This window comes from Streptomyces xiamenensis, from assembly GCF_000993785.3.
Classification (GTDB): Bacteria; Actinomycetota; Actinomycetes; order Streptomycetales; family Streptomycetaceae; genus Streptomyces; species Streptomyces xiamenensis.
In genome coordinates, this window is the sequence record NZ_CP009922.3 from 1,074,289 (window position 1) to 1,093,531 (window position 19,243).

A 19,243-nucleotide genomic window follows, 5' to 3' on the forward strand; every position below is an offset into this window, starting at 1 on the left:
ATAACGGAGCAAGGAGGCTCTACATGTCATTCAAGAAGACCGCGCTGCGTGGTCTCGCGATCGCCGCAGCCGGATCTCTGGCCCTTACGGCGTGCGGCTCCGATGGCGGCAGTAGTGACGGAGGGAATGTCACCCTCAAGTTCACCTGGTGGGGCGGCGACGAGCGGGCCTCCCGTTATGAGCAGGCCATCGATCTGTTCGAGGACCAGAACCCGGGCATCAAGGTCCAGACGTCTTTCGCCGCGTTCCCCGACTACTGGACGCAGCGCTCCACGGACGCCACCTCCGGTGAACTCCCGGACGTCTTCCAGATGGACGCCTCCAGGCTTCTGGAGTACGCGGGCTCGGGCCTGCTGCTCGGTTTCGACGACTACGCCGGCAATCAGCTGGACACCTCGCAGATCGACGCCGAACTCCTCAGCTCCGGCGAGGCCAATGGCGAGCTGGTGGCCATCCCCACCGGCACCAATACCCTCACCCTGATGTACAACCCGGATCTCATCGAGGAACTCGGCCTGGAGATACCGGACTGGGACTACACCTGGGACGAGTACTTCGCTTTCCTCTCCGAGGTGAGCGCGGCCGGCGCGGACCACAGCCCGCGCGTGTACGGCGCCAACGACCCGACCATGGTGTGGTGGCTGTTCATGCAGCACCTGGTGCAGCAGGGCATCGAGCCGTTCAGCGAGACCGGTGAACTGAACTTCACCGAGGACGACATGCGGGAATTCATCGACAGCGCGGCCTCCCTGCGCTCTCCCGACAACCAGATCTTCCCCGCCGAGCGGGTCGAACAGCTGGACCCGCTGGGCGGGTTCACCAACGGCGAGGCCGTGATGGAGTTCCACTGGGACAACTTCATCCACAACTACTCGCACGACCTCGACAGCGACAACGTCCAGCTGATGCCGGTGCCCAGCGGTGCCGACGGCCAGAAGCACATGTTCTTCAAGCCGACCATGCAGCTGAGCATGGGCGCCAACACCAAGCACCCCGAAGAGGCGGCCCTGCTGGTCGACTTCCTCATCAACTCCCCCGAGGCCGGCGCCATCATCGGCACCGACCTGGGCGTGCCGGCCTCTGCCGAGCGGCTCGACGCCCTGGAGATCGAGCCGGGCAGCCTGAACGAGCGGGTCATCGAGTACCAGCAGAAGGCCCGTGACGAGGGCTACATGACGGCCACGGTGCCGTTCCAGCCCGAGGGCTTCGGCGCGGTGGAGACCGAGTACGTCGAGGTGCTGGCCAAGGAGTTCGACTTCCGCCAGATCGACACCGACGCCTTCGTCCAGCGCTGGTTCTCCGAGGCGGGCAACCACCTCGTCCGCTGACCGGTATCCCCGGAGTCCCCTCACAGACGCACCGAACGGATGATTCCTCGTGTCACTCACGCATGAGGCGTCCCGGGAATCGGCGAACAGCACCCCCGCCCGGCGACCGCGCAATGGGCGCCCGCCGCGGCGGGGTGCTGAGACCCGGGCCGGCTACGCCTTCCTCGCCCCCTGGCTGCTGGGCTTCATCACCCTGACAGCCGGCCCGATGATCGCCTCGCTCTACCTCTCCTTCACCAACTTCCACCCGATCCGGGACTGGGGCTGGGTCGGCTTCGACAACTTCACCCGGCTCTTCGACGACCCGCGCTTCATGGACTCGGTGCAGGTCACCGGCCTGTACGCGGTCGTCGGCACCCCGATCAAGCTGGCCGCCGCGCTGGGCGTGGCGATGCTGCTGAACAACCGGCGGCGCGGCCAGGGCACCTACCGCTCGCTCTTCTACGCGCCGTCGCTGATCGGCGCCAGTGTCTCCATCGCCATCATCTGGAAGGCGATGTTCAACGACCAGGGCATCGTGGACGAGATCGGCCAGTTCTTCGGGATGAAGCCCGGCGGCTGGGTCGGCAACCCGGACATGACGCTGCCGATGATGATCCTGCTGGCGGTGTGGCAGTTCGGTGCCCCGATGGTGATCTTCCTGGCGGGTCTGAAGCAGATCCCGAACGAGCTGTACGAGGCCGCCGAGGTGGACGGCGCCGGTCCGCTGCGCAAGTTCTTCCGGATCACGCTGCCGATGCTCTCGCCGGTGCTGTTCTTCAACCTGGTGCTGGAGACCATCAACTCCTTCCAGGTCTTCGCCTCCGCCTTCATCATCTCCGGTGGCAAGGGCGGTCCCGCGAACTCGACGCTGTTCTACACGCTGTATCTCTACCAGCGCGGCTTCGGCCAGGGGCAGCTCGGTTACGCGGCCGCGATGGCGTGGCTGCTGGTGATCGTCGTCGGCATCATCACGCTGATCTTCTTCAAGACCTCGAAATACTGGGTGCACTACGGCGGGGAGACACGATGAGCAACACCACTCCCACCCTCACCGGGGAAACACCCCCACCCGCACCGTCCGCCGCCGAAACCCGTTCCGTGGAGGCACAGGCGGCCCGGCGGAAGGCGAAACTGCGCGGCGGTGGAAAGACCGTACTGTTCCACGGGATCACCTGGGCGCTGGGCATCGTGATGCTCTACCCCGGGGTATGGATGCTGCTGTCCTCGTTCCGGCCGTCGAATCAGATCATCGGCGAGGTCGGGCTGATTCCGCGGGAAACCACCCTGGGCAACTTCACCCGTGCTTTCGAGGGCATCGGCGGGGTTTCCTTCTGGACCTTCTTCAGCAATTCGATGATTCTCGGCATCGGTTCGGTGGTGGGTGTCTGCCTGTCCTGTTCGGTGGCCGCCTACGCCTTCGCCCGCATCGAATTCCCGGGCCGGAAGCTGTACTTCGGCCTGATGATCGGCACGCTGCTGCTGCCGTTCCACGTGGTGATCATTCCGCAGTTCATCATGTTCAACGAACTGGGCTGGACGGATTCCTACATCCCGCTGCTGATCGGCAAATTCCTGGCGGCCGAGGCGTTCTTCGTCTTCCTCATGGTGCAGTTCATGCGCGGGGTGCCGCGCGAGCTGGACGAGTCGGCGCGCATCGACGGCGCCGGCCACGGCCGGATCTACTGGTTCATCATGCTGCCGCTGATGCGGCCGGTGCTGGCCACCGCCTCGATCTTCGCCTTCATCTGGAGCTGGAACGACTTTCTGGCCCCGCTGATCTATCTGCGCAGCCCGGACAAGTACCCGCTGCCGCTGATGCTGCGCCAGTTCTCCGACCAGACCTCGGTCTCGGACTACGGCGCCCAGATGGCGGCGGCGGTCTTGGCCCTTGCCCCGGTCATCATCTTCTTCATGCTCTTCCAGCGCTATATCGTCGACGGTGTGGCGACCTCGGGTCTGAAGGGCTGATCGGGCATGGCGAGCAGAGCCGGCGCGGGCGGCGGTGTCAGGGCGGGTCTCACGCTGTTCGGCGAGGTGGTGATCACCGGCGTGCTGGTGGCCGTCCTGGCCGCCCCGCTGATCACCGCCCTGCCGGCGCTGGCGGCCGGCATCGCCCACCTGCGGCGCCAGCTGACCGGCGACAGCGTACGGATGGCGGACGTCTGGGCGGACTTCACCGCCGCCTGTCGCGCCCTGTGGCCACTGGCGCTGGCCTTCCCGGCCGCCGCTCTGCTGCTGCTGTGGAATCTGTCGCTGGCCGAGACGGGGCTGCTGCCCGGTGGGGCCGCGGTCCGGCTGGTGTCGATGACGGCGCTGGCGGTGTGGGCGGTGCTGCTGCTGCGCACCGCCGCGGCGTGGCACCGGGACGCCACCGCGGGCCGCGCCGTCCGCGAGGCGGCGGTGGCCGCCCGGGAGGATCTCGCCGGCTCGCTGCTGCTGGCCCTGGCCGCCGTGATGTGCGTGGTCTTCGTGTGGATGCTGCTCCCGATGGTCCTGCTGGCGGGCGGGCTGCTGGCCCTGGCCGCCCTGGCGGTGCAGTACCGCTTCGCGGGGAAGGCGGCGGCGAACGGCGCGGAGAGCGCCGAGGAGCCCGAGGGCCTTTCCACCACCCGCTGAGCGGCCCCGGCCTCCGTGCGGCGGCGCCTCCCACCGGTCGAGGTGCGGACGACCGGGGGCACCACGCGCACGCCGCCCGGCCGCCGCACCTCTGGCCGCTCCGCGTGAAACGCCGTGCGGCCCGCCCTCACCCTTCGCCGTCTGTCGCATCCCGGGGGCGAGCGACCGAGGCACAGCACGCCGGGATGGGTCCCGCCGGCCCCGGGCTGCGCCGTCGGCGCCGTCGGGCCTCTGGGCAACGGCGCCTGCCCGCCGGTCGCGCGGCCCGGATGTGGTGGTGAGTGTCCACGGCGGCACCCCCACCAGTTCGGCGAGCGAGGTGACCGAGCGGCCCGGCCACGAGCACTTCAGCGCCCTGTGACAGCTTCTGAGCATGCGTCACGGCTGCCGGTCATGTGTCGCAGAAACGGCGAGTCCGCAGTTCTTGACCACCTTGGCGGCTTGACTCGCTTTTAGCTAACCGCTATCTATTGAACATCGCAGAGAAGGGGGAAGCAGCCCGGTGCAGGACGTGGTGCTGGCGCTTCTGGTCAAGGAGCCTTCGCACGGATACGACCTGCGCGGGCGGCTGCTCGCCGCGCTCGGGCCGCTCGGCGAGACACTCAATGCCGGGCAGGTGTACGTCACGCTCGCCCGGCTGGAGAAGGCGGGTCTGGTCGTACAAGAACGCGAGGACGCGTCCGCGCGTGGCCCGCGACGCAAGGTGTACGCGCTGTCCGGCGCCGGACGGGAGCGGGTGGCCGAGTGGCTGGCCGAGCCCGCCGGGCCCAAGGCGGACGTGGCGGAGTTCCATCTGAAGCTGGTGGCCGCCGCCGAGTCGGGCATGGCGGAGCCACTCGCGCTCGTCGAGGCCCGGCGCCGCGAGCTCAGGCGCAGCCTCGCCGAGGCTCAGCACGCCGTCCTCACTCACGGCACGGACTGCGAGCCCGGGCTGCTGCTGGAGGGCGTCGCACTCCGGTTGCAGGCCGATCTGTGCTGGTTGGAGGCGTGCGAGCGGACCTGGGCAACCCTCACCCCGTACAGGAAAGACGGAGGAAACGGATGACGACGCGAGGCGGACGGAGGGGCAGAGGGCTGTACCGGCGCGGCGACTTCGGGACCGTGACGGCGGATCCGGTGCTGCGGGCCGTCGGCCTGACCCGGGTCCACGGGCACGGTGACAACGCGATCACGGCCGTCGATGGGGTCGACCTCGACATACCCACCGGGCAGATGCTGGCCGTGACCGGTCCCAGTGGCTGCGGCAAGTCGACTCTGCTGCGTCTGCTGGGCGGCCTCGACCGACCCGACGAGGGTGAGGTGTGGCTCGGTGGGCGGCGCATCGATCTGCTCGGCGAGCGCGCGCTCGCTCGGCTGCGGCGCCGCACCGTCGGCTTCGTGCACCAGGACTTCCAGCTGATGGACGAACTGACCGCGGCCGAGAACGTCGAACTGCCCGCGCTGCTCGCCGGTGACGCACCGCGCACCGCCCGCGGTCGCGCCGCCGCCCTTCTCGACCGTGTCGGGATGGCCGACCGGGACCGGCACCTGCCCTCCGAGTTGTCCGGGGGTCAGCGGCAGCGTGTCGCCATCGCCCGTGCCCTGGTCAACACACCTCTCGTGGTTTTCGCCGACGAGCCCACCGGGAACCTCGACACCGCCGCGACCCACGACATCCTGCGCCTCTTCGCCGACCTGCGGGCCGCTGGGCAGACCCTCGTACTCGTCACCCATGACGAACGCGTGGCCGCCACCGCGGACCGGGTCGTTTCCCTTCGCGACGGGGTGTCGGCCGGGGACACTCCCCTGGTTGTGGGCGGCTCGCGGCTCGGCGGGCTTCTCGGCTGGGAGAGGTGACCATGGGACGTCTGCTGCTGATCTGGCGGCTCGTCGCACGGGACCTGCGGCGCCGGCCCGGCGAGGCCCTCGTGTTCCTCCTCGCGGCCACCGCCGCCACCACGTCGCTGACCCTGGGAATGGCTACCGAGAACTCCGTGGCCAGCGGCTACACAAGGACTCGTGAGGCCACCTCGGGGCCGGACGTCACGGCCATCACCACCTCTGCGGACCCCTTCGCCCTGGCCGGACGCATCGCGGACGCCCCCGGCGTGGACACGCTCGCCGACCCGGTCCCCGGCTTCTCCACGACGGTCCGCGCCAACGGACGGACGGAGAACACCACGGTTGAGGGGCGCGAGCGCGCCGCGTCCGCCGTGGACCGGCCACTGGTGACGTCCGGCACGTGGGTACGCGGCGGCGGCGCCGTCATCGAACGCGGCTTCGCCCAGGCACTCGGCGTGCGTGTCGGAGACCGTGTCACCATCGGCGAGCGCGAGTACCCGGTTGTCGGTACAGCCATCAGCGCGGCCACCGCCGTCTATCCGTGGGGCAACTGGGCCCAGGGCCCGGGGCCGTCCGACGGCGGCGGCCGGATCTGGCTCACCACCGAAGACGCCCGCGCGGCGGCCGGGAACACCTCCCCGCTGTACCTGCTGAACATCAAGCTGTCCGACCCCGAGGCGGCACGCGGTTGGGCGGACAGCGCGTTCATCGACGACCTCAGGGGGCAGGAGTGGGTCAACACCCGTCCCTGGCAGACCTTCCTCGAGGGGGACACACGGCTGCTGGGATCCGTCCGGCCCACGCTGGTCGTCGGCGGGGGTCTCCTCGCCGCGGCCTCGCTGGTCACCCTCGCGTCGCTCGCCGCCGTGCGCGCCCCGCGGGACCGCCGGCGCGCGGCTCTGTTCAAGGCGGTCGGCGCCACGCCACGTACCGTGGCCGCGCTGCTGCTCGCGCAGTACCTGCTCCTCACCGTGGTGGCAGCCGCCGCCGGGGTCATCGCGGGTTGTCTGACCGCGCCCGCGCTGGCCGACCCCAGTGCGGGGCTGCTCAACACAGCCGGCCCTCCGACGGCCGGCATCGTCGTGGCCGCGACCGCGCTCGCCCTGCTGGTCACCTCGATCGCCACGCTCGGCCCCGTCCTGCGCACCGTGCGCTCCAGCACCGCCGACACCCTCGCCGACCCCGCCCACCTGACCGCACACCGTCCCCGGCTGACGGCTGTGACGGCCCATCTGCCCACCCCGCTCCTGATCGGAGTGCGGCTGATCGCACGGCGTCCCGGACGCGCGGTCCTGAGCGCCGTCGGCCCCGCCGCCACCATGGTGATGGTGACCGCGGTCCTCACCTTCCAGGTGTCGCTCGCGGCGGAGACCGCCCAGGGAACGTCCACCGTCCAGGAGATCCGCGACGCCGTGACAGGCCAGGTCATGCTCGGTGTCACGGTCGCCCTCGGGGCGCTGTGCGTGCTCAACACCGTCTTCGTCAGCTGGAGCACCGCGGTGCAGGCCCGGCGCGCCCTGGCCGTCACCCGCACCCTCGGCGCCACCCCCGGCCAGGTCGTCGCGGCGCTCTGCGTGGCACAACTGCTGCCCGCCGTGGTTGCGACCGCGGTGGGGATCCCGATCGGGATCGGCCTGTTCGCGGTGTTCAGCCCGGTGGTGGTACTCCCCCCGGGCAGTTGGCTCGCGGCGGCGGCCCCGGCCGTACTGCTGGCGGTAGCGGCGCTGACCGCCCTGCCCGCCTGGCTCCACACCCGCAGCCCCGCCGGCCGCGTCCTCAACGCCGAACCCGCCTGATGGGCCTTCCGCGAAGCCCAGCGGCACCCTCGCCGGCCCGCCGGCAGGCCACGATCACTCTCGGCGGCGCTTCCCGTGGCTCACCTCGCGCCCGCGCCCGCGTCCGGGCTCGGGAGGGCCCCGCCCGAGGCGGGTGGCCGGTGCCTCCCGATGGCGCCTACAGCCCGCCCCGGTGGGTCATCAGGATCCGCTGGAGCTCGCGTGCCGCCCGGGGTGGTGAGACGTCCCCGCGGTGGGCGACCGAGACCGTACGGTGCAGGCCCGGGGACATGAACGGGGTCGTGGGCAGCCCGGAGCGGGCCGCGACCATGCTGGGCACCACCGCCACCCCCAGCCCGGCCCGCACGAAGCCGAGCACCGCGTCCATCTCCCCACCCTCCACGCTGAACACCGGCTCGAACCCGGCCTGCTGGCACGCCGCGACCGTCAGCTCCCGCAGGTCGTAGCCGCGCCGGAACATCACCAGCGGCACTTCCCGCAGGTCCGCCACCCCGATGGCCCGGCGCCCGCGCCCGCTCCCCCGCCCCGGTGCCCGGCCGCGCCCCGCACCCGGTACCTGCGGCCCGTCCGGCGCGGAGATCAGCACCAGTTCCTCCCGCAGCAGCTCGCTGGTCACCAGCGCCGGCGCGTCCGCCTGGAGCGGGGTGATGACCAGGGCCAGATCCAGCTCCCCGGACGCCAGCAGCCGCACCAGGTCCCGCGAGCCGCCCTCGTGCACCAGCAGGTCGACGCCCGGGTAGCGGTCCTTGAAGGTCCGCAGCACGTCCGGCACCAGCGAGGCGCACAGGCTCGGGGTGGCGCCCAGCCGTACCCGCCCGCGCCGCAGCTGTGCCACCTCCTGCACCTCGCGGCGCGCGGTCTCCGCGTCCGCCAGGATCCGCCGGGCCAGCGGCAGCAGCGCCGTCCCGGCGTCGGTGAGCGTGATGTGCCCGCGCGCCCGGTGGAACAGCTCCGCGCCCAGCTCCCGCTCCAGCGCCCGGATCTGCTGGGACAGCGACGGCTGGGCGACGTGCTCGCGCTCGGCGGCGCGGGTGAAGTGCCGGGTGTCCGCGACGGCGGCGAAATAGCGGAGCTGCTGGAACTGCATGACCACCCACCCTACCCGCGATGATAGGCATCAGCTATCGAGATGACCTGTTCTATGTCTTGGACGGATCGCGGCGCCACTCCCTACCGTCGGGTGTCATGGCTCTGGCGACGCGGACGAGCAGCCGCAGCACCCCTGTCCTCATCTGGCGATCCACCATCGGCAAGAAGATCGTGATGGCCGTCTCCGGGCTGATCATGCTCCTCTACCTGATCAGCCACATGCTCGGCAATCTGAAGGTCTTCTTCGGACCCGACGACATGAACGGCTACGCGCACTGGCTGCGCACCATCGGCGAGCCGTTCCTGGGCCACGAGTGGTTCATCTGGATCGCCCGCGTCGCGCTGCTCGCCGCCGTCGTCGCCCACGGCGTGAGCGCGTACCAGCTCAGCCGCCTGGACCGGGCCGCCCGCCCCGTCCGGTACGCGCACACCCGCCGCCGCACCACCTACGCCACCCGCACCATGCGCTGGGGCGGGGTCATCCTGGCGCTGTTCATCGTCTGGCACATCCTGGACCTCACCACCGGCACGGTGAACCCGCACGGCGTGCACGGCGAGGCGTACGAGAACGTCGTCGCCACCTTCAGCACCTGGTACGGCAACGTCATCTACATCACCGCGCTGGTCGCCGTCGGGCTGCACATCCGGCACGGACTGTGGAGCGCCGTGCAGACCCTCGGCCTGAACAGCCGCACCCGCGACCGCGCGCTGCGCGCCACCGCCAACGGCCTCGCGCTCCTGCTGACCGCGGGCTTCGTGTCCGTACCCCTCGCCGTCATGACCGGAATCGTGAGCTGACAGACATGACTGAGATGACCGAGATCACCGACCAGCTGCCCCCGTACGCCGACTACGCCACGGCGAAGACCCCGCTGCGCGACACCGCCGCGCCCGACGGTCCGATCGCCGAACGCTGGGACCGCCGCCGCTTCGAGGCGAAACTCGTCAACCCCGCCAACCGCCGCAAACACACGGTGATCGTGGTCGGTACGGGTCTGGCGGGCGGCGCTGCCGGGGCCACCCTCGCCGAAGCCGGGTACCACGTCGAGCAGTTCTGCTACCAGGACTCGCCGCGCCGCGCCCACTCCATCGCCGCGCAGGGCGGCATCAACGCCGCCAAGAACTACCGCAACGACGGCGACTCCATCCACCGCCTCTTCTACGACACCGTCAAGGGCGGCGACTTCCGGGCCCGCGAGTCCAATGTGCACCGCCTCGCCCAGCTGTCGGTGGAGATCATCGACCAGTGCGTGGCGCAGGGCGTGCCGTTCGCCCGGGAGTACGGCGGGCTGCTGGACACCCGCTCGTTCGGCGGGGTCCAGGTCTCCCGTACGTTCTACGCCCGCGGCCAGACCGGACAGCAACTGCTGCTGGGCGCCTACCAGGCGCTGTCCCGGCAGATCGACGCGGGGAACGTCACCCTGCACGCCCGCACCGAGATGCTGGACCTGATCGTCGTCGACGGCAGGGCGCGCGGCATCGTGGCGCGCGATCTGCTCACCGGGCGCATCGACACCTATGTGGCGGATGCCGTCGTGCTGGCCTCCGGCGGCTACGGCAACGTCTTCTACCTCTCCACCAACGCCAAGAACTCCAACGCCACGGCGATCTGGCGGGCCCACCGGCGCGGCGCGTACTTCGCCAACCCGTGCTTCACCCAGATCCACCCCACCTGCATCCCGCGCTCGGGCGACCACCAGTCGAAGCTGACCCTGATGAGCGAGTCGCTGCGCAACGACGGCCGCATCTGGGTGCCGGCCCGCGCGGGCGATGCACGTCCGGCGGCCGAGATCCCGGAGGCGGAGCGGGACTACTACCTGGAACGCCAGTACCCCTCGTTCGGCAACCTGGTGCCGCGCGACATCGCCTCGCGGGCCGCGAAGAACGTCTGCGACGAGGGCCGCGGGGTGGGCCCCGGCGGACAGGGCGTGTACCTGGACTTCGCCGACGCCATCGCCCGGCTGGGCCGGGAAGCGGTCGAGGCGCGCTACGGCAACCTCTTCGAGATGTACGAGCGGATCACCGCCGAGAATCCGTACGAGGTGCCGATGCGCATCTATCCCGCGATCCACTACACCATGGGCGGGCTGTGGGTGGACTACGACCTCCAGACCACGATCCCGGGCCTGTTCGCCATCGGTGAGGCCAACTTCTCCGACCACGGCGCCAACCGGCTGGGCGCCTCCGCGCTGATGCAGGGCCTGGCCGACGGCTACTTCATCCTGCCCGCCACGCTCGCCGACTACCTGGGGCGCAACCCCGGTCTGGAGCAGGTGCCGCAGGACCACCCGGCCGTCACCGACGCGGTCTTCGAGGTCAGCGACCGGCTCTACCGGCTGGTCTCCAACAACGGTGACCGCACCCCCGACTCCTTCCACCGGGAGCTGGGCGAACTGCTGTGGGACCACTGCGGGATGGCCAGGTCGGCGGAGGGGCTGCGCGAAGCGCTGGCCCGTATCCCGTCGCTGCGGGCGGAGTTCTGGCAGCGGATCAAGGTGACCGGCTCCGGGCAGGACCTCAACCAGTCGCTGGAGAAGGCCAACCGCATCGCCGACTATCTGGAACTCGCCGAGCTGATGTGTCTGGACGCCCTGCACCGCGGCGAGTCCTGCGGCGGCCACTTCCGTGAGGAGAGCCGCACCCCGGACGGGGAGGCGGAGCGCAGGGACGAGGAGTTCACGTACGCGGCGGCCTGGGAGTTCCGGGGTACGGGCAGCCCGCCCGTACTGCATCGCGAGGAGCTGACCTTCGAGTACGTCCACCCCACCCAGCGGAGCTACGCGTGAGCACCAAGACGATGAACCTGACCCTGCGCATCTGGCGCCAGCCGGGCCCGGACGCCCAGGGAAGACTGACGACCTATCAGGTCTCCGGGATCTCCCCGGACATGTCCTTCCTGGAGATGCTGGACACCCTCAACGAGGAGCTGATCCTGGCGGACGAGGAGCCGGTGGCCTTCGACCACGACTGCCGGGAGGGCATCTGCGGCGCCTGCGGGATGGTCATCAACGGCTCGGCGCACGGCCCGGAGCGCACCACCACCTGCCAACTGCACATGCGGAACTTCGCGGACGGCGACACGATCGACATCGAGCCGTGGCGGGCGGCGGCTTTCCCGGTGGTGAAGGACCTGGTGGTGGACCGGTCGGCGTTCGACCGGATCATCGGCTCGGGCGGCTACATCACGGCGCCGACCGGCGCCGCCCCCGAGGCCCATGCCACGCCCGTGCCCAAACCGGACGCGGACGCCGCGTTCGAGCACGCCGAGTGCATCGGCTGCGGGGCCTGCGTGGCGGCCTGCCCCAACGGTTCGGCGATGCTGTTCACCTCGGCGAAGGTGGTCCATCTCAACGTGCTGCCGCAGGGCGCCCCGGAGCGGGAGAGCCGGGTCCTGGACATGGTCGGCACGATGGACGCCGAGGGGTTCGGCGGCTGTACCAACACCGGCGAGTGCGCGACGGCCTGCCCCAAGGGCATCCCGCTGACCTCGATCACGACCATGAACCGCGAATACCTGCGGGCCCTGCGCAAGCGCTGAGCCGCACCCCACACTCCGGCCCGGCACACCGATCGTCCCGGTGCGCCGGGCCGGTGCGTTCGCACCGGGGCCGCCGAGGCACTGTGGCGCAGCCGCCGCTGCTCGGCCGGGGCGGCACGGCGACGGAGCCGCCGTGCCGCTCGGGGTCACATCGGGGGCGGCGGAGTGCCCGGTGTGCCGGGCGCGCCGGGCGCCTGCGGCGGCCAGGGCGCGGTGACCGGCGGGTACGGCGCGGCCTTCGGCATCGGCATCGGGCCCTGCGCGTACTTCATGAGCTGCCACTGGGTCAGCCGGCGGACGACGATGATGGCCAGCACCGCGGCGACGATGCCCAGCAGATCACTCACGAGCGTCATACTGACCGACTGCTGCATATTGCTCAGTTCCTCGGCGAAGCTCGCCTCCTCCCGGTTCATGGTCCGGAAGGACGCCCTGTCCAGGAATGCCGTGATCAGCCACAACACCCACCAGGCGGTGAGCACCCCGGTCCCCTGGCGCTCCCCGCCGGGGGCACTGGCCCGCCAGATGTCGTTGGCGATCTTCTTCGGGAACCAGAAGTTGACGATCGGCACCAGCCAGCCGCCCACCGCCCAGCCCCGCTTCATCCGCTGCCCGTACGGGTCGAAGACCTCGGCGTTCACCCTGACCCGGTAGAACCACATGATGAACACCACGGCGGTGGCCAGCATCGCCAACGCCTGCAGGATGCCGGACATCGTATAGAAGGAATCGGCGCTGTCCGCCTCGCTACTGCTGACGAAGCGCCCCTGCTCCACATCGAGCAGCAACCCGTACAACTGTCCGCCCGCCAGCACGGCGACGGTCCAGGCGGCTATGCACACCCCCAACAGCACCGTGACCGCCGTCGCCAGCCCCTGCGGGTCGGCGAAGTGAGCCGGCCCGTGCGGCGGATACGGCTGGAGCGGAGCACCGTAGTACGGCTGCGGTCCACCATGCGGCACGGGGTACGGCTGCGGTCCACCATGCGGCACGGGGTACGGCTGCGGTCCGCCCTGCGGCGCCCCGGCGTACGGCGGCACGCCCTGCGGCTGCCGCTGCGGATACGGAACCGCCTGCGCGCACGGCTGACACAGCCCGTCCGGCAAGGCGGCCGGCTGCTGCCAACAGTTCCAGCACTGTGGCGCGTTCATCAATGACCCACCCTCTTCACCCGTTCAGCACAAACGCCTGACCTTAGCAGCGTTGTGCGAACGGTATGGCGCGGGCCGGGCACGTTGAGCGACCCGTGCGGAGTCGCTCAACGTGCCCGGCCCGCTGGGGCGGTGCCTCAGCGCACCGGATGTCCCGCCGCCCGCAGGGCGCCCTTCACCTCGCCGATCCGCAGATCCCCGAAGTGGAACACCGACGCCGCCAGCACCGCGTCCGCTCCGGCCTCGATGGCCGGCGGGAAGTGGTCGAGCCGGCCCGCCCCGCCGGACGCGATCACGGGGATGCTCACCCGCTTGCGCACCGACGCGATCATCGCCGTGTCGTAGCCGTCCTTCGTGCCGTCGGCGTCCATCGAGTTGAGCAGGATCTCACCGGCGCCCAGGCCCGCGGCCCGCTCCGCCCACTCCACCGCGTCGATGCCCGTCCCCCGCCGGCCGCCGTGCGTGGTGACCTCGAAGCCCGAGGCCGTCACGGTGCCCTCGGGGCACCGCCGCGCGTCCACCGACAGCACCAGCACCTGGCTGCCGAACCGCTCCGCGATCTCGCGGATCAGCTCGGGCCGCGCGATGGCCGCCGTGTTCACGCCCACCTTGTCGGCGCCCGCCCGCAGCAGCCGGTCCACGTCGTCCGTGGTGCGTACGCCGCCGCCCACCGTCAGCGGGATGAACACCTGCTCCGCCGTGCGCCGCACCACGTCGTAGGTGGTCTCCCGGTTGCCCGAGGAGGCGGTGATGTCGAGGAAGGTCAGCTCGTCGGCGCCCTCCGCGTCGTACACCTTGGCCATCTCCACCGGGTCCCCGGCATCGCGCAGATTCTGGAAGTTGACGCCCTTGACCACCCGGCCGGCGTCCACGTCCAGGCACGGAATGACCCGTATCGCCAGGCTCATCCCCGCTCATCCCCTCGGTACGCTTCCAGCTCCACCGTCACCAGCACCCTCGGGTCCACGAATCCGGCGGTCACGAGGACGGTCGACACCGGCCGTACCGCCTCGAAAAGTTCCCGGTGCGCCCGGGCCACCTCCTCCACGTCCCGGACGTGGCTCAGGTACATGCGGGTGCGCACCACGGCCTCCAGGCCCAGGCCGTACGGCCGCAGCGCCTCCACCGCGTCGCCGAAGGCGGCCCGGGTCTGCTCGTACGGGTCGTCGGTGGCCGACACCGACATCCGGCCGCCGTCCGCGAGCGGCGCCGTCCCGGAGACCAGCACCCGGTCCCCGGCCGCCACCGCCCGCGCCGAGCCGAGCGTGTCTTCCCACGTGCTGCCGCTCATACGGACTTCAGCGCCTCCTCCAGCGTGAATGCCTTGGCATACAGCGCCTTGCCGACGATCGCACCCTCCACACCCTGCGGCACCAGCGTCGCAAGGGCCCGCAGGTCATCGAGGGAGGACACGCCGCCGGAGGCCACCACGGGACGGTCGGTCGCCGCGCACACGTTCTTCAGCAACTCCAGGTTGGGGCCCTGAAGGGTGCCGTCCTTGGCGATGTCGGTCACCACGTACCGCGCGCAGCCCTCGGAGTCGAGCCGGGCCAGCGTCTCGTACAGGTCGCCGCCGTCCCGCGTCCAGCCGCGCCCGCGCAGCGTCGTGCCGCGCACGTCCAGCCCCACCGCGATCCGGTCGCCGTACTCGGCGATCACCCGCGCCACCCACGCGGGCGACTCCAGCGCCGCCGTGCCCAGGTTGACCCGGGTGCAGCCGGTGCCCAGGGCCGCCGCCAGCGAGGCGTCGTCCCGGATGCCGCCGGACAGTTCGACCTTGATGTCCATCGAGCGCACCACGTCCGCGATCTGCTCGCGGTTGTCGCCGGTTCCGAACGCCGCGTCCAGATCCACCAGGTGGAGCCACTCGGCGCCCGCCCGCTGCCACTCCAGGGCGGCGGCCAGCGGGTCGCCGTAGGAGGTCTCCGACCCCGACTCGCCGTGCACCAGCCGTACGGCCTGCCCGTCCCGTACGTCGACGGCCGGCAGGAGTTCCAACTTCGCGGTGTTCGCGGTGTTCGTCACAGCGTCTCAATCCAGTTCTTCAGCAGCTGGGCCCCGGCATCGCCGGACTTCTCCGGGTGGAACTGTGTCGCGGACAGCGGGCCGTTCTCCACCGCCGCGACGAAGGGCGCACCATGGGTGGCCCAGGTGACCAGCGGGGCGGTCAGCGCCTCGTTGTGCGCCTCCAGCTCCCACTCGGCCACCGCGTACGAGTGCACGAAGTAGTAGCGGTCCTCTTGCGACAGGCCCGCGAACAGCCGTGACCCCGCGGGCGCCGTCACCGTGTTCCACCCCATGTGCGGCACCACGTCGGCCGTCAGCGGTCCGACCGTGCCGGGCCATTCGTCCAGGCCCTCGCTCTCGACGCCGTGCTCGATGCCGCGGGCGAACAGGATCTGCATCCCCACGCAGATCCCGAGCACCGGCCGGCCCCCGGCCAGCCGCCGCCCGATGACCCAGTCGCCGCGCGCCTCGCGCAGGCCCGCCATGCAGGCGGCGAAGGCGCCGACGCCGGGCACCAGCAGGCCGTCCGCGTTCAGCGCGGTGTCGAAGTCCCGGGTGATCTCCACCTGGGCCCCGGCCCGGGCGAGCGCCCGCTCCGCGGAGCGGATGTTGCCGAAGCCGTAGTCGAACACGACCACCGAGGCCGTCACTCCCACACCTCCAGCACCATGACACCGGCCACGACACACATCAGGGCGCCTATGCCCAACAGCACGGTGACGCCGCGCGGCATTTTCTGCTGGATGAAGGAGTACGTGCCCCCGCCCAGGAACAGCCCGCCCGCGAACAGCAGGATCGAGGCCCAGTTCACAGCGCGCCCTTCGTCGACGGAATCCCGGTCTGCCGGGGGTCGATCTCGCTGGCGCCGCGCAGCGCCCGCGCCAGCGCCTTGAACTGGCACTCCACGATGTGGTGCGCGTTGCGCCCGTACGGCACGTGGACGTGCAGTGCGATCTGCGCCTGCGCCACGAACGATTCCAGGATGTGCCGGGTCATCGTCGTGTCGTACGACCCGATCATCGGCGCCATGCCCTCCGGCTCGCTGTGCACGAGGTACGGCCGGCCCGACAGGTCCACCGTCACCCGCGCCAGCGATTCGTCCAGCGGCACGGAGGCGTCGGCGAACCGGACGATCCCGCGCTTGTCGCCCAGCGCCTGCTTGAACGCCGCGCCGAGTGCCAGCGCCGTGTCCTCGATGGTGTGGTGGGTGTCGATGTGCAGATCACCCTCGGTCTTCACGGTCAGGTCGAACAGCCCGTGCCGCCCCAGCTGGTCGAGCATGTGGTCGTAGAAGCCGACCCCGGTCGACACATCGACCTGCCCGGTGCCGTCGAGGTCGATCTCGACGACGACCGACGTTTCCTTGGTGGTCCGTGCCACCCGCCCCACGCGGCTCATGGGCGTTCCTCGCTCTCTGGTGCTGCTGCTTGCGTCTCCTTGAGCGCGGCCCGCGCCGCCTCCAGGAACGTGTCGTTCTCGGCCGGGGTGCCGACGCTGACGCGCAGCCGTCCCGGCACCCCGTTGTCCCGGATGAGCACGCCGTGTTCCAGCACCTTCTCCCAGAAGGCGTGCGGATCGGCGAAGCTCCCGAACTGGATGAAGTTGGCGTCCGACTCCGTCACGTCCAGGCCCATCGCCCGCAGTTCGCGCACCAGCCGGTCGCGTTCGGACTTCAGCTCCTGGACGTAACCCAGCAGCGTGGGGGCGAACTCCAGCGCGGCGTGCGCGGTGGCCTGGGTGACGGCGGACAGGTGGTACGGCAGCCGGACCAGCTGCACGGCGTCCACCAGCGCGGGGTCCGCGGCCAGATAGCCCAGCCGCAGCCCGGCCGCCCCGAACGCCTTGGACATGGTCCGCGAGAGGACCAGGTTCGGCCGGCCCTCGATCAGCGGCAGCAGCGAGGGCCGGTGGCTGAACTCGGCGTACGCCTCGTCGACCACCACCAGCGCGCCGTGCCGGCCCTTCGCCGCCCGCTGGGCCGCGTCGTACAGCGCCAGGACGGTGTCGGGCTCGACCGCCGTACCGGTCGGGTTGTTCGGTGAGCAGATGAACAGCACGTCGGGCCGGTGCGCGGTGACGAACTCCACCGCGGCCGGCTCGTCGATGGTGAAGTCCGCCTCGTCCCGCGCCCCGGAGACCCACCCCGTGCCGGTGCCGCGCGCGATGAGCGCGTGCATGGAGTACGAGGGGTCGAAGCCGAGCGCCGTGCGCCCGGGACCGCCGAACGCCTGGAGCAGCTGCTGGAGGATCTCGTTCGAGCCGTTGGCGGCCCACACCTGCCGCGGGCCGACCGCGTACCCGGTGGTCTGCGTCAGATAGCCGGCCAGCGCCGTCCGCAGCTCCACCGCGTCCCGGTCCGGGTAGCGGTTCAGCCCGCGCGCCGCGTCCGAGACGCGCTCGGCGATCCGGCGCACCAGCGCGTCGGGCAGCGGGTACGGGTTCTCGTTCGTGTTCAGGCGCACCGGCACATCGAGCTGCGGCGCGCCGTAGGGGGTCTTGCCGCGCAGTTCGTCGCGCAGCGGCAAGTCGTCGATACGGGTCACTTGCTGTCCGGAACCTTCCCATCGAACCGTGCCTTCACCGCGGCACCGTGGGCGGGCAGATCCTCCGCCTCCGCGAGCGTGACCACGTGGCCGGCCACCTCGGCCAGCGCCGCGCGGTCGTACTCCACGACATGGATGCCGCGCAGGAAGGACTGCACGGAGAGGCCCGAGGAGTGGCAGGCGCAGCCACCGGTGGGCAGGACGTGGTTGGAGCCGGCCGCGTAGTCGCCCAGCGAGACCGGCGCCCAGGGGCCGACGAACACCGCGCCGGCGTTGCGCACCCGCGCCGCGACCGCCGCCGCGTCCCGGGTGAGGATCTCCAGGTGCTCGGCCGCGTACGCGTTGACGACCGCGAGCCCCTGCTCGACACCGTCCACCAGTACGATCCCGGACTGCCGGCCGGTCAGCGCCGCCGTCACCCGCTCCTGGTGCTTGGTGAGTGCGACCTGCGCCCGTACCTCCGCCTCGACGGCCTCCGCCAGCGCCGCCGAGTCGGTCACCAGCACCGCCGCCGCCAGCTCGTCGTGCTCGGCCTGGCTGATCAGGTCGGCCGCCACGTGGCGCGGGTCGGCGCTGTCGTCCGCCAGCACCGCGATCTCCGTGGGCCCGGCCTCGGCGTCGATCCCGATCCGGCCCTTGAGCAGCCGCTTCGCCGCCGCCACGTACACATTGCCGGGGCCGGTCACCAGCTGCGCCGGGGCGCACTCGTCGGTGCCGTAGGCGAACATGGCGATCGCCTGCGCGCCGCCGGCCGCGTACACCTCGTCGACGCCCAGCAGCGCGCACGCCGCCAGGATGGTGGGGTGCGGCAGCCCGCCGTGCTCGCGCTGCGGGGGCGAGGAGACCGCCAGCGAGGCGACACCCGCCTCCTGCGCGGGCACCACGTTCATCACCACGGACGACGGGTACACCGCCTGCCCGCCGGGCACGTACAGCCCGACGCGCTCCACCGGCACCCACCGCTCGCTGACGGTGCCGCCCGGCACCACGCGCACGGTGGAGTCGGTACGCCGCTGGTCCCGGTGGACCAGACGCGCGCGCCGGATCGACTCCTCCAGCGCCGCCCGCACGGCGGGATCCAGCTCGGCCAGCGCCCGCTCGATCCGGTCGGCCGGGACCCGTACCCGCTCGATCTCCACCCGGTCGAACCGCCGTGCGTACTCGACCAGCGCCGCCGTGCCACGATGGCGCACGTCCTCGCAGATGGGCCGCACCTTCTCCAGGGCGGCCTCGACGTCGAGTTCGGCGCGGGGCAGCAGGTCGCGGTCGATCGCACCCTCTGACGAGGGAGAATCGCGCAGATCGATTCGGTTCAGCACTTCTCCAGTCTCTCAGACCCCTGTGACACGGCGATCGCGCGTTTCACCATGCG

20 protein-coding genes are annotated in these 19,243 nt (G+C 71.1%); 10 read left to right on the plus strand and 10 right to left on the minus strand.

Features of this window, described 5'->3' with window-relative positions:
- Window positions 1-23: 23 nt before the first annotated feature.
- From SXIM_RS04805 to SXIM_RS04835, 7 genes are all read left to right on the plus strand, one after another.
- Window positions 24-1,328 carry an ABC transporter substrate-binding protein gene (locus tag SXIM_RS04805; RefSeq protein ID WP_030734198.1) on the plus strand — a complete coding sequence of 435 codons (1,305 nt, stop codon included), beginning with the start codon at window positions 24-26 and terminating at the stop codon, window positions 1,326-1,328.
- A 49-nt stretch (window positions 1,329-1,377) separates the two neighbouring features.
- The gene (locus tag SXIM_RS04810; RefSeq protein ID WP_030734201.1) at window positions 1,378-2,340 is read left to right on the plus strand and encodes a carbohydrate ABC transporter permease; all 963 of its coding nucleotides are present in this window, start codon (window positions 1,378-1,380) and stop codon (window positions 2,338-2,340) included.
- The gene (locus tag SXIM_RS04815) at window positions 2,337-3,278 is read left to right on the plus strand and encodes a carbohydrate ABC transporter permease (RefSeq protein WP_324604833.1); all 942 of its coding nucleotides are present in this window, start codon (window positions 2,337-2,339) and stop codon (window positions 3,276-3,278) included. Before SXIM_RS04810 ends, SXIM_RS04815 begins: the two co-directional genes overlap by 4 nt.
- Window positions 3,279-3,284: 6 nt before the next feature.
- Entirely contained in the window at window positions 3,285-3,926 is a 642-nt protein-coding gene (locus SXIM_RS04820; protein ID WP_046723038.1) for a hypothetical protein, read from the plus strand.
- Between the two features lie 502 nt (window positions 3,927-4,428).
- Window positions 4,429-4,971 carry a PadR family transcriptional regulator gene (locus SXIM_RS04825; protein ID WP_030734208.1) on the plus strand — a complete coding sequence of 181 codons (543 nt, stop codon included), beginning with the start codon at window positions 4,429-4,431 and terminating at the stop codon, window positions 4,969-4,971.
- Window positions 4,968-5,762 (plus strand): ABC transporter ATP-binding protein, encoded by a 795-nt coding sequence (locus SXIM_RS04830; protein ID WP_078635610.1) that lies wholly within the window; start codon window positions 4,968-4,970, stop codon window positions 5,760-5,762. The genes SXIM_RS04825 and SXIM_RS04830 overlap by 4 nt, the downstream gene beginning before the upstream one ends.
- A 2-nt stretch (window positions 5,763-5,764) precedes the next feature.
- Entirely contained in the window at window positions 5,765-7,543 is a 1,779-nt protein-coding gene (locus SXIM_RS04835) for an FtsX-like permease family protein (RefSeq protein ID WP_046723039.1), read from the plus strand.
- Window positions 7,544-7,700: 157 nt separating this feature from the next.
- Here SXIM_RS04835 and SXIM_RS04840 read toward each other — a convergent pair whose 3' ends face one another.
- Window positions 7,701-8,630 (minus strand): LysR family transcriptional regulator, encoded by a 930-nt coding sequence (locus SXIM_RS04840; RefSeq protein ID WP_046723040.1) that lies wholly within the window; start codon window positions 8,628-8,630, stop codon window positions 7,701-7,703.
- A gap of 98 nt (window positions 8,631-8,728) precedes the next feature.
- On the opposite strand from SXIM_RS04840, the gene SXIM_RS04845 reads away from it, so the two are divergent.
- Genes SXIM_RS04845 through SXIM_RS04855 form a run of 3 tightly spaced genes read left to right on the plus strand, consistent with a single transcriptional unit; the run spans window position 8,729 to window position 12,170 of the window.
- Entirely contained in the window at window positions 8,729-9,430 is a 702-nt protein-coding gene (locus SXIM_RS04845; RefSeq protein WP_046723042.1) for a succinate dehydrogenase cytochrome b subunit, read from the plus strand.
- 35 nt (window positions 9,431-9,465) lie between these two features.
- A complete protein-coding gene (locus tag SXIM_RS04850; protein WP_425473481.1) occupies window positions 9,466-11,418 on the plus strand; it encodes a fumarate reductase/succinate dehydrogenase flavoprotein subunit in 1,953 nt (650 codons plus the stop codon).
- 11 nt (window positions 11,419-11,429) lie between these two features.
- The gene (locus SXIM_RS04855; protein ID WP_046725437.1) at window positions 11,430-12,170 is read left to right on the plus strand and encodes a succinate dehydrogenase/fumarate reductase iron-sulfur subunit; all 741 of its coding nucleotides are present in this window, start codon (window positions 11,430-11,432) and stop codon (window positions 12,168-12,170) included.
- Window positions 12,171-12,316: 146 nt separating this feature from the next.
- On the opposite strand, the gene SXIM_RS04860 is transcribed toward SXIM_RS04855, so the two are convergent.
- From SXIM_RS04860 to hisD, 9 genes are all read right to left on the minus strand, one after another.
- On the minus strand, window positions 12,317-13,321 hold the full coding sequence (locus tag SXIM_RS04860; protein WP_078846835.1) for a DUF4328 domain-containing protein: 1,005 nt from the start codon (window positions 13,319-13,321) through the stop codon (window positions 12,317-12,319).
- Window positions 13,322-13,458: 137 nt separating this feature from the next.
- On the minus strand, window positions 13,459-14,229 hold the full coding sequence (gene hisF, locus SXIM_RS04865; RefSeq protein WP_030734232.1) for an imidazole glycerol phosphate synthase subunit HisF: 771 nt from the start codon (window positions 14,227-14,229) through the stop codon (window positions 13,459-13,461).
- Complete coding sequence (locus SXIM_RS04870; RefSeq protein ID WP_030734234.1) at window positions 14,226-14,612, minus strand: Rid family hydrolase; 387 nt, start codon at window positions 14,610-14,612, stop codon at window positions 14,226-14,228. The genes hisF and SXIM_RS04870 overlap by 4 nt, the downstream gene beginning before the upstream one ends.
- Window positions 14,609-15,346 carry a bifunctional 1-(5-phosphoribosyl)-5-((5-phosphoribosylamino)methylideneamino)imidazole-4-carboxamide isomerase/phosphoribosylanthranilate isomerase PriA gene (gene priA, locus SXIM_RS04875; RefSeq protein ID WP_030734238.1) on the minus strand — a complete coding sequence of 246 codons (738 nt, stop codon included), beginning with the start codon at window positions 15,344-15,346 and terminating at the stop codon, window positions 14,609-14,611. The genes SXIM_RS04870 and priA overlap by 4 nt, the downstream gene beginning before the upstream one ends.
- Window positions 15,343-15,978: an imidazole glycerol phosphate synthase subunit HisH gene (gene hisH, locus SXIM_RS04880; RefSeq protein ID WP_030734242.1), complete on the minus strand. Its 636-nt coding sequence runs from the start codon at window positions 15,976-15,978 to the stop codon at window positions 15,343-15,345. Before hisH ends, priA begins: the two co-directional genes overlap by 4 nt.
- Window positions 15,975-16,139, minus strand: coding sequence for a hypothetical protein (locus SXIM_RS27255; RefSeq protein ID WP_030734244.1), 165 nt, complete (start codon window positions 16,137-16,139; stop codon window positions 15,975-15,977). Before SXIM_RS27255 ends, hisH begins: the two co-directional genes overlap by 4 nt.
- Window positions 16,136-16,726 carry an imidazoleglycerol-phosphate dehydratase HisB gene (gene hisB / locus SXIM_RS04885; RefSeq protein ID WP_030734246.1) on the minus strand — a complete coding sequence of 197 codons (591 nt, stop codon included), beginning with the start codon at window positions 16,724-16,726 and terminating at the stop codon, window positions 16,136-16,138. Before hisB ends, SXIM_RS27255 begins: the two co-directional genes overlap by 4 nt.
- On the minus strand, window positions 16,723-17,871 hold the full coding sequence (locus tag SXIM_RS04890) for a histidinol-phosphate transaminase (protein ID WP_030734249.1): 1,149 nt from the start codon (window positions 17,869-17,871) through the stop codon (window positions 16,723-16,725). The genes hisB and SXIM_RS04890 overlap by 4 nt, the downstream gene beginning before the upstream one ends.
- Window positions 17,868-19,190 carry a histidinol dehydrogenase gene (gene hisD / locus SXIM_RS04895; RefSeq protein WP_030734254.1) on the minus strand — a complete coding sequence of 441 codons (1,323 nt, stop codon included), beginning with the start codon at window positions 19,188-19,190 and terminating at the stop codon, window positions 17,868-17,870. The genes SXIM_RS04890 and hisD overlap by 4 nt, the downstream gene beginning before the upstream one ends.
- Window positions 19,191-19,243 lie beyond the last annotated feature (53 nt).

Excerpts from the sequence above, each read along its gene's own strand:
- SXIM_RS04805 (WP_030734198.1), top strand. The coding sequence starts at position 24 with ATGTCATTCAAGAAGACCGCGCTGCGTGGTCTCGCGATCGCCGCAGCC.
- SXIM_RS04815 (WP_324604833.1), top strand. The coding sequence starts at position 2,337 with ATGAGCAACACCACTCCCACCCTCACCGGGGAAACACCCCCACCCGCA.
- SXIM_RS04820 (WP_046723038.1), top strand. The coding sequence starts at position 3,285 with ATGGCGAGCAGAGCCGGCGCGGGCGGCGGTGTCAGGGCGGGTCTCACG.
- SXIM_RS04830 (WP_078635610.1), top strand. The coding sequence starts at position 4,968 with ATGACGACGCGAGGCGGACGGAGGGGCAGAGGGCTGTACCGGCGCGGC.
- SXIM_RS04835 (WP_046723039.1), top strand. The coding sequence starts at position 5,765 with ATGGGACGTCTGCTGCTGATCTGGCGGCTCGTCGCACGGGACCTGCGG.
- SXIM_RS04840 (WP_046723040.1), bottom strand. The coding sequence starts at position 8,630 with ATGCAGTTCCAGCAGCTCCGCTATTTCGCCGCCGTCGCGGACACCCGG.
- SXIM_RS04845 (WP_046723042.1), top strand. The coding sequence starts at position 8,729 with ATGGCTCTGGCGACGCGGACGAGCAGCCGCAGCACCCCTGTCCTCATC.
- SXIM_RS04855 (WP_046725437.1), top strand. The coding sequence starts at position 11,430 with ATGAACCTGACCCTGCGCATCTGGCGCCAGCCGGGCCCGGACGCCCAG.
- SXIM_RS04860 (WP_078846835.1), bottom strand. The coding sequence starts at position 13,321 with ATGAACGCGCCACAGTGCTGGAACTGTTGGCAGCAGCCGGCCGCCTTG.
- hisF (WP_030734232.1), bottom strand. The coding sequence starts at position 14,229 with ATGAGCCTGGCGATACGGGTCATTCCGTGCCTGGACGTGGACGCCGGC.
- SXIM_RS04870 (WP_030734234.1), bottom strand. The coding sequence starts at position 14,612 with ATGAGCGGCAGCACGTGGGAAGACACGCTCGGCTCGGCGCGGGCGGTG.
- hisB (WP_030734246.1), bottom strand. The coding sequence starts at position 16,726 with ATGAGCCGCGTGGGGCGGGTGGCACGGACCACCAAGGAAACGTCGGTC.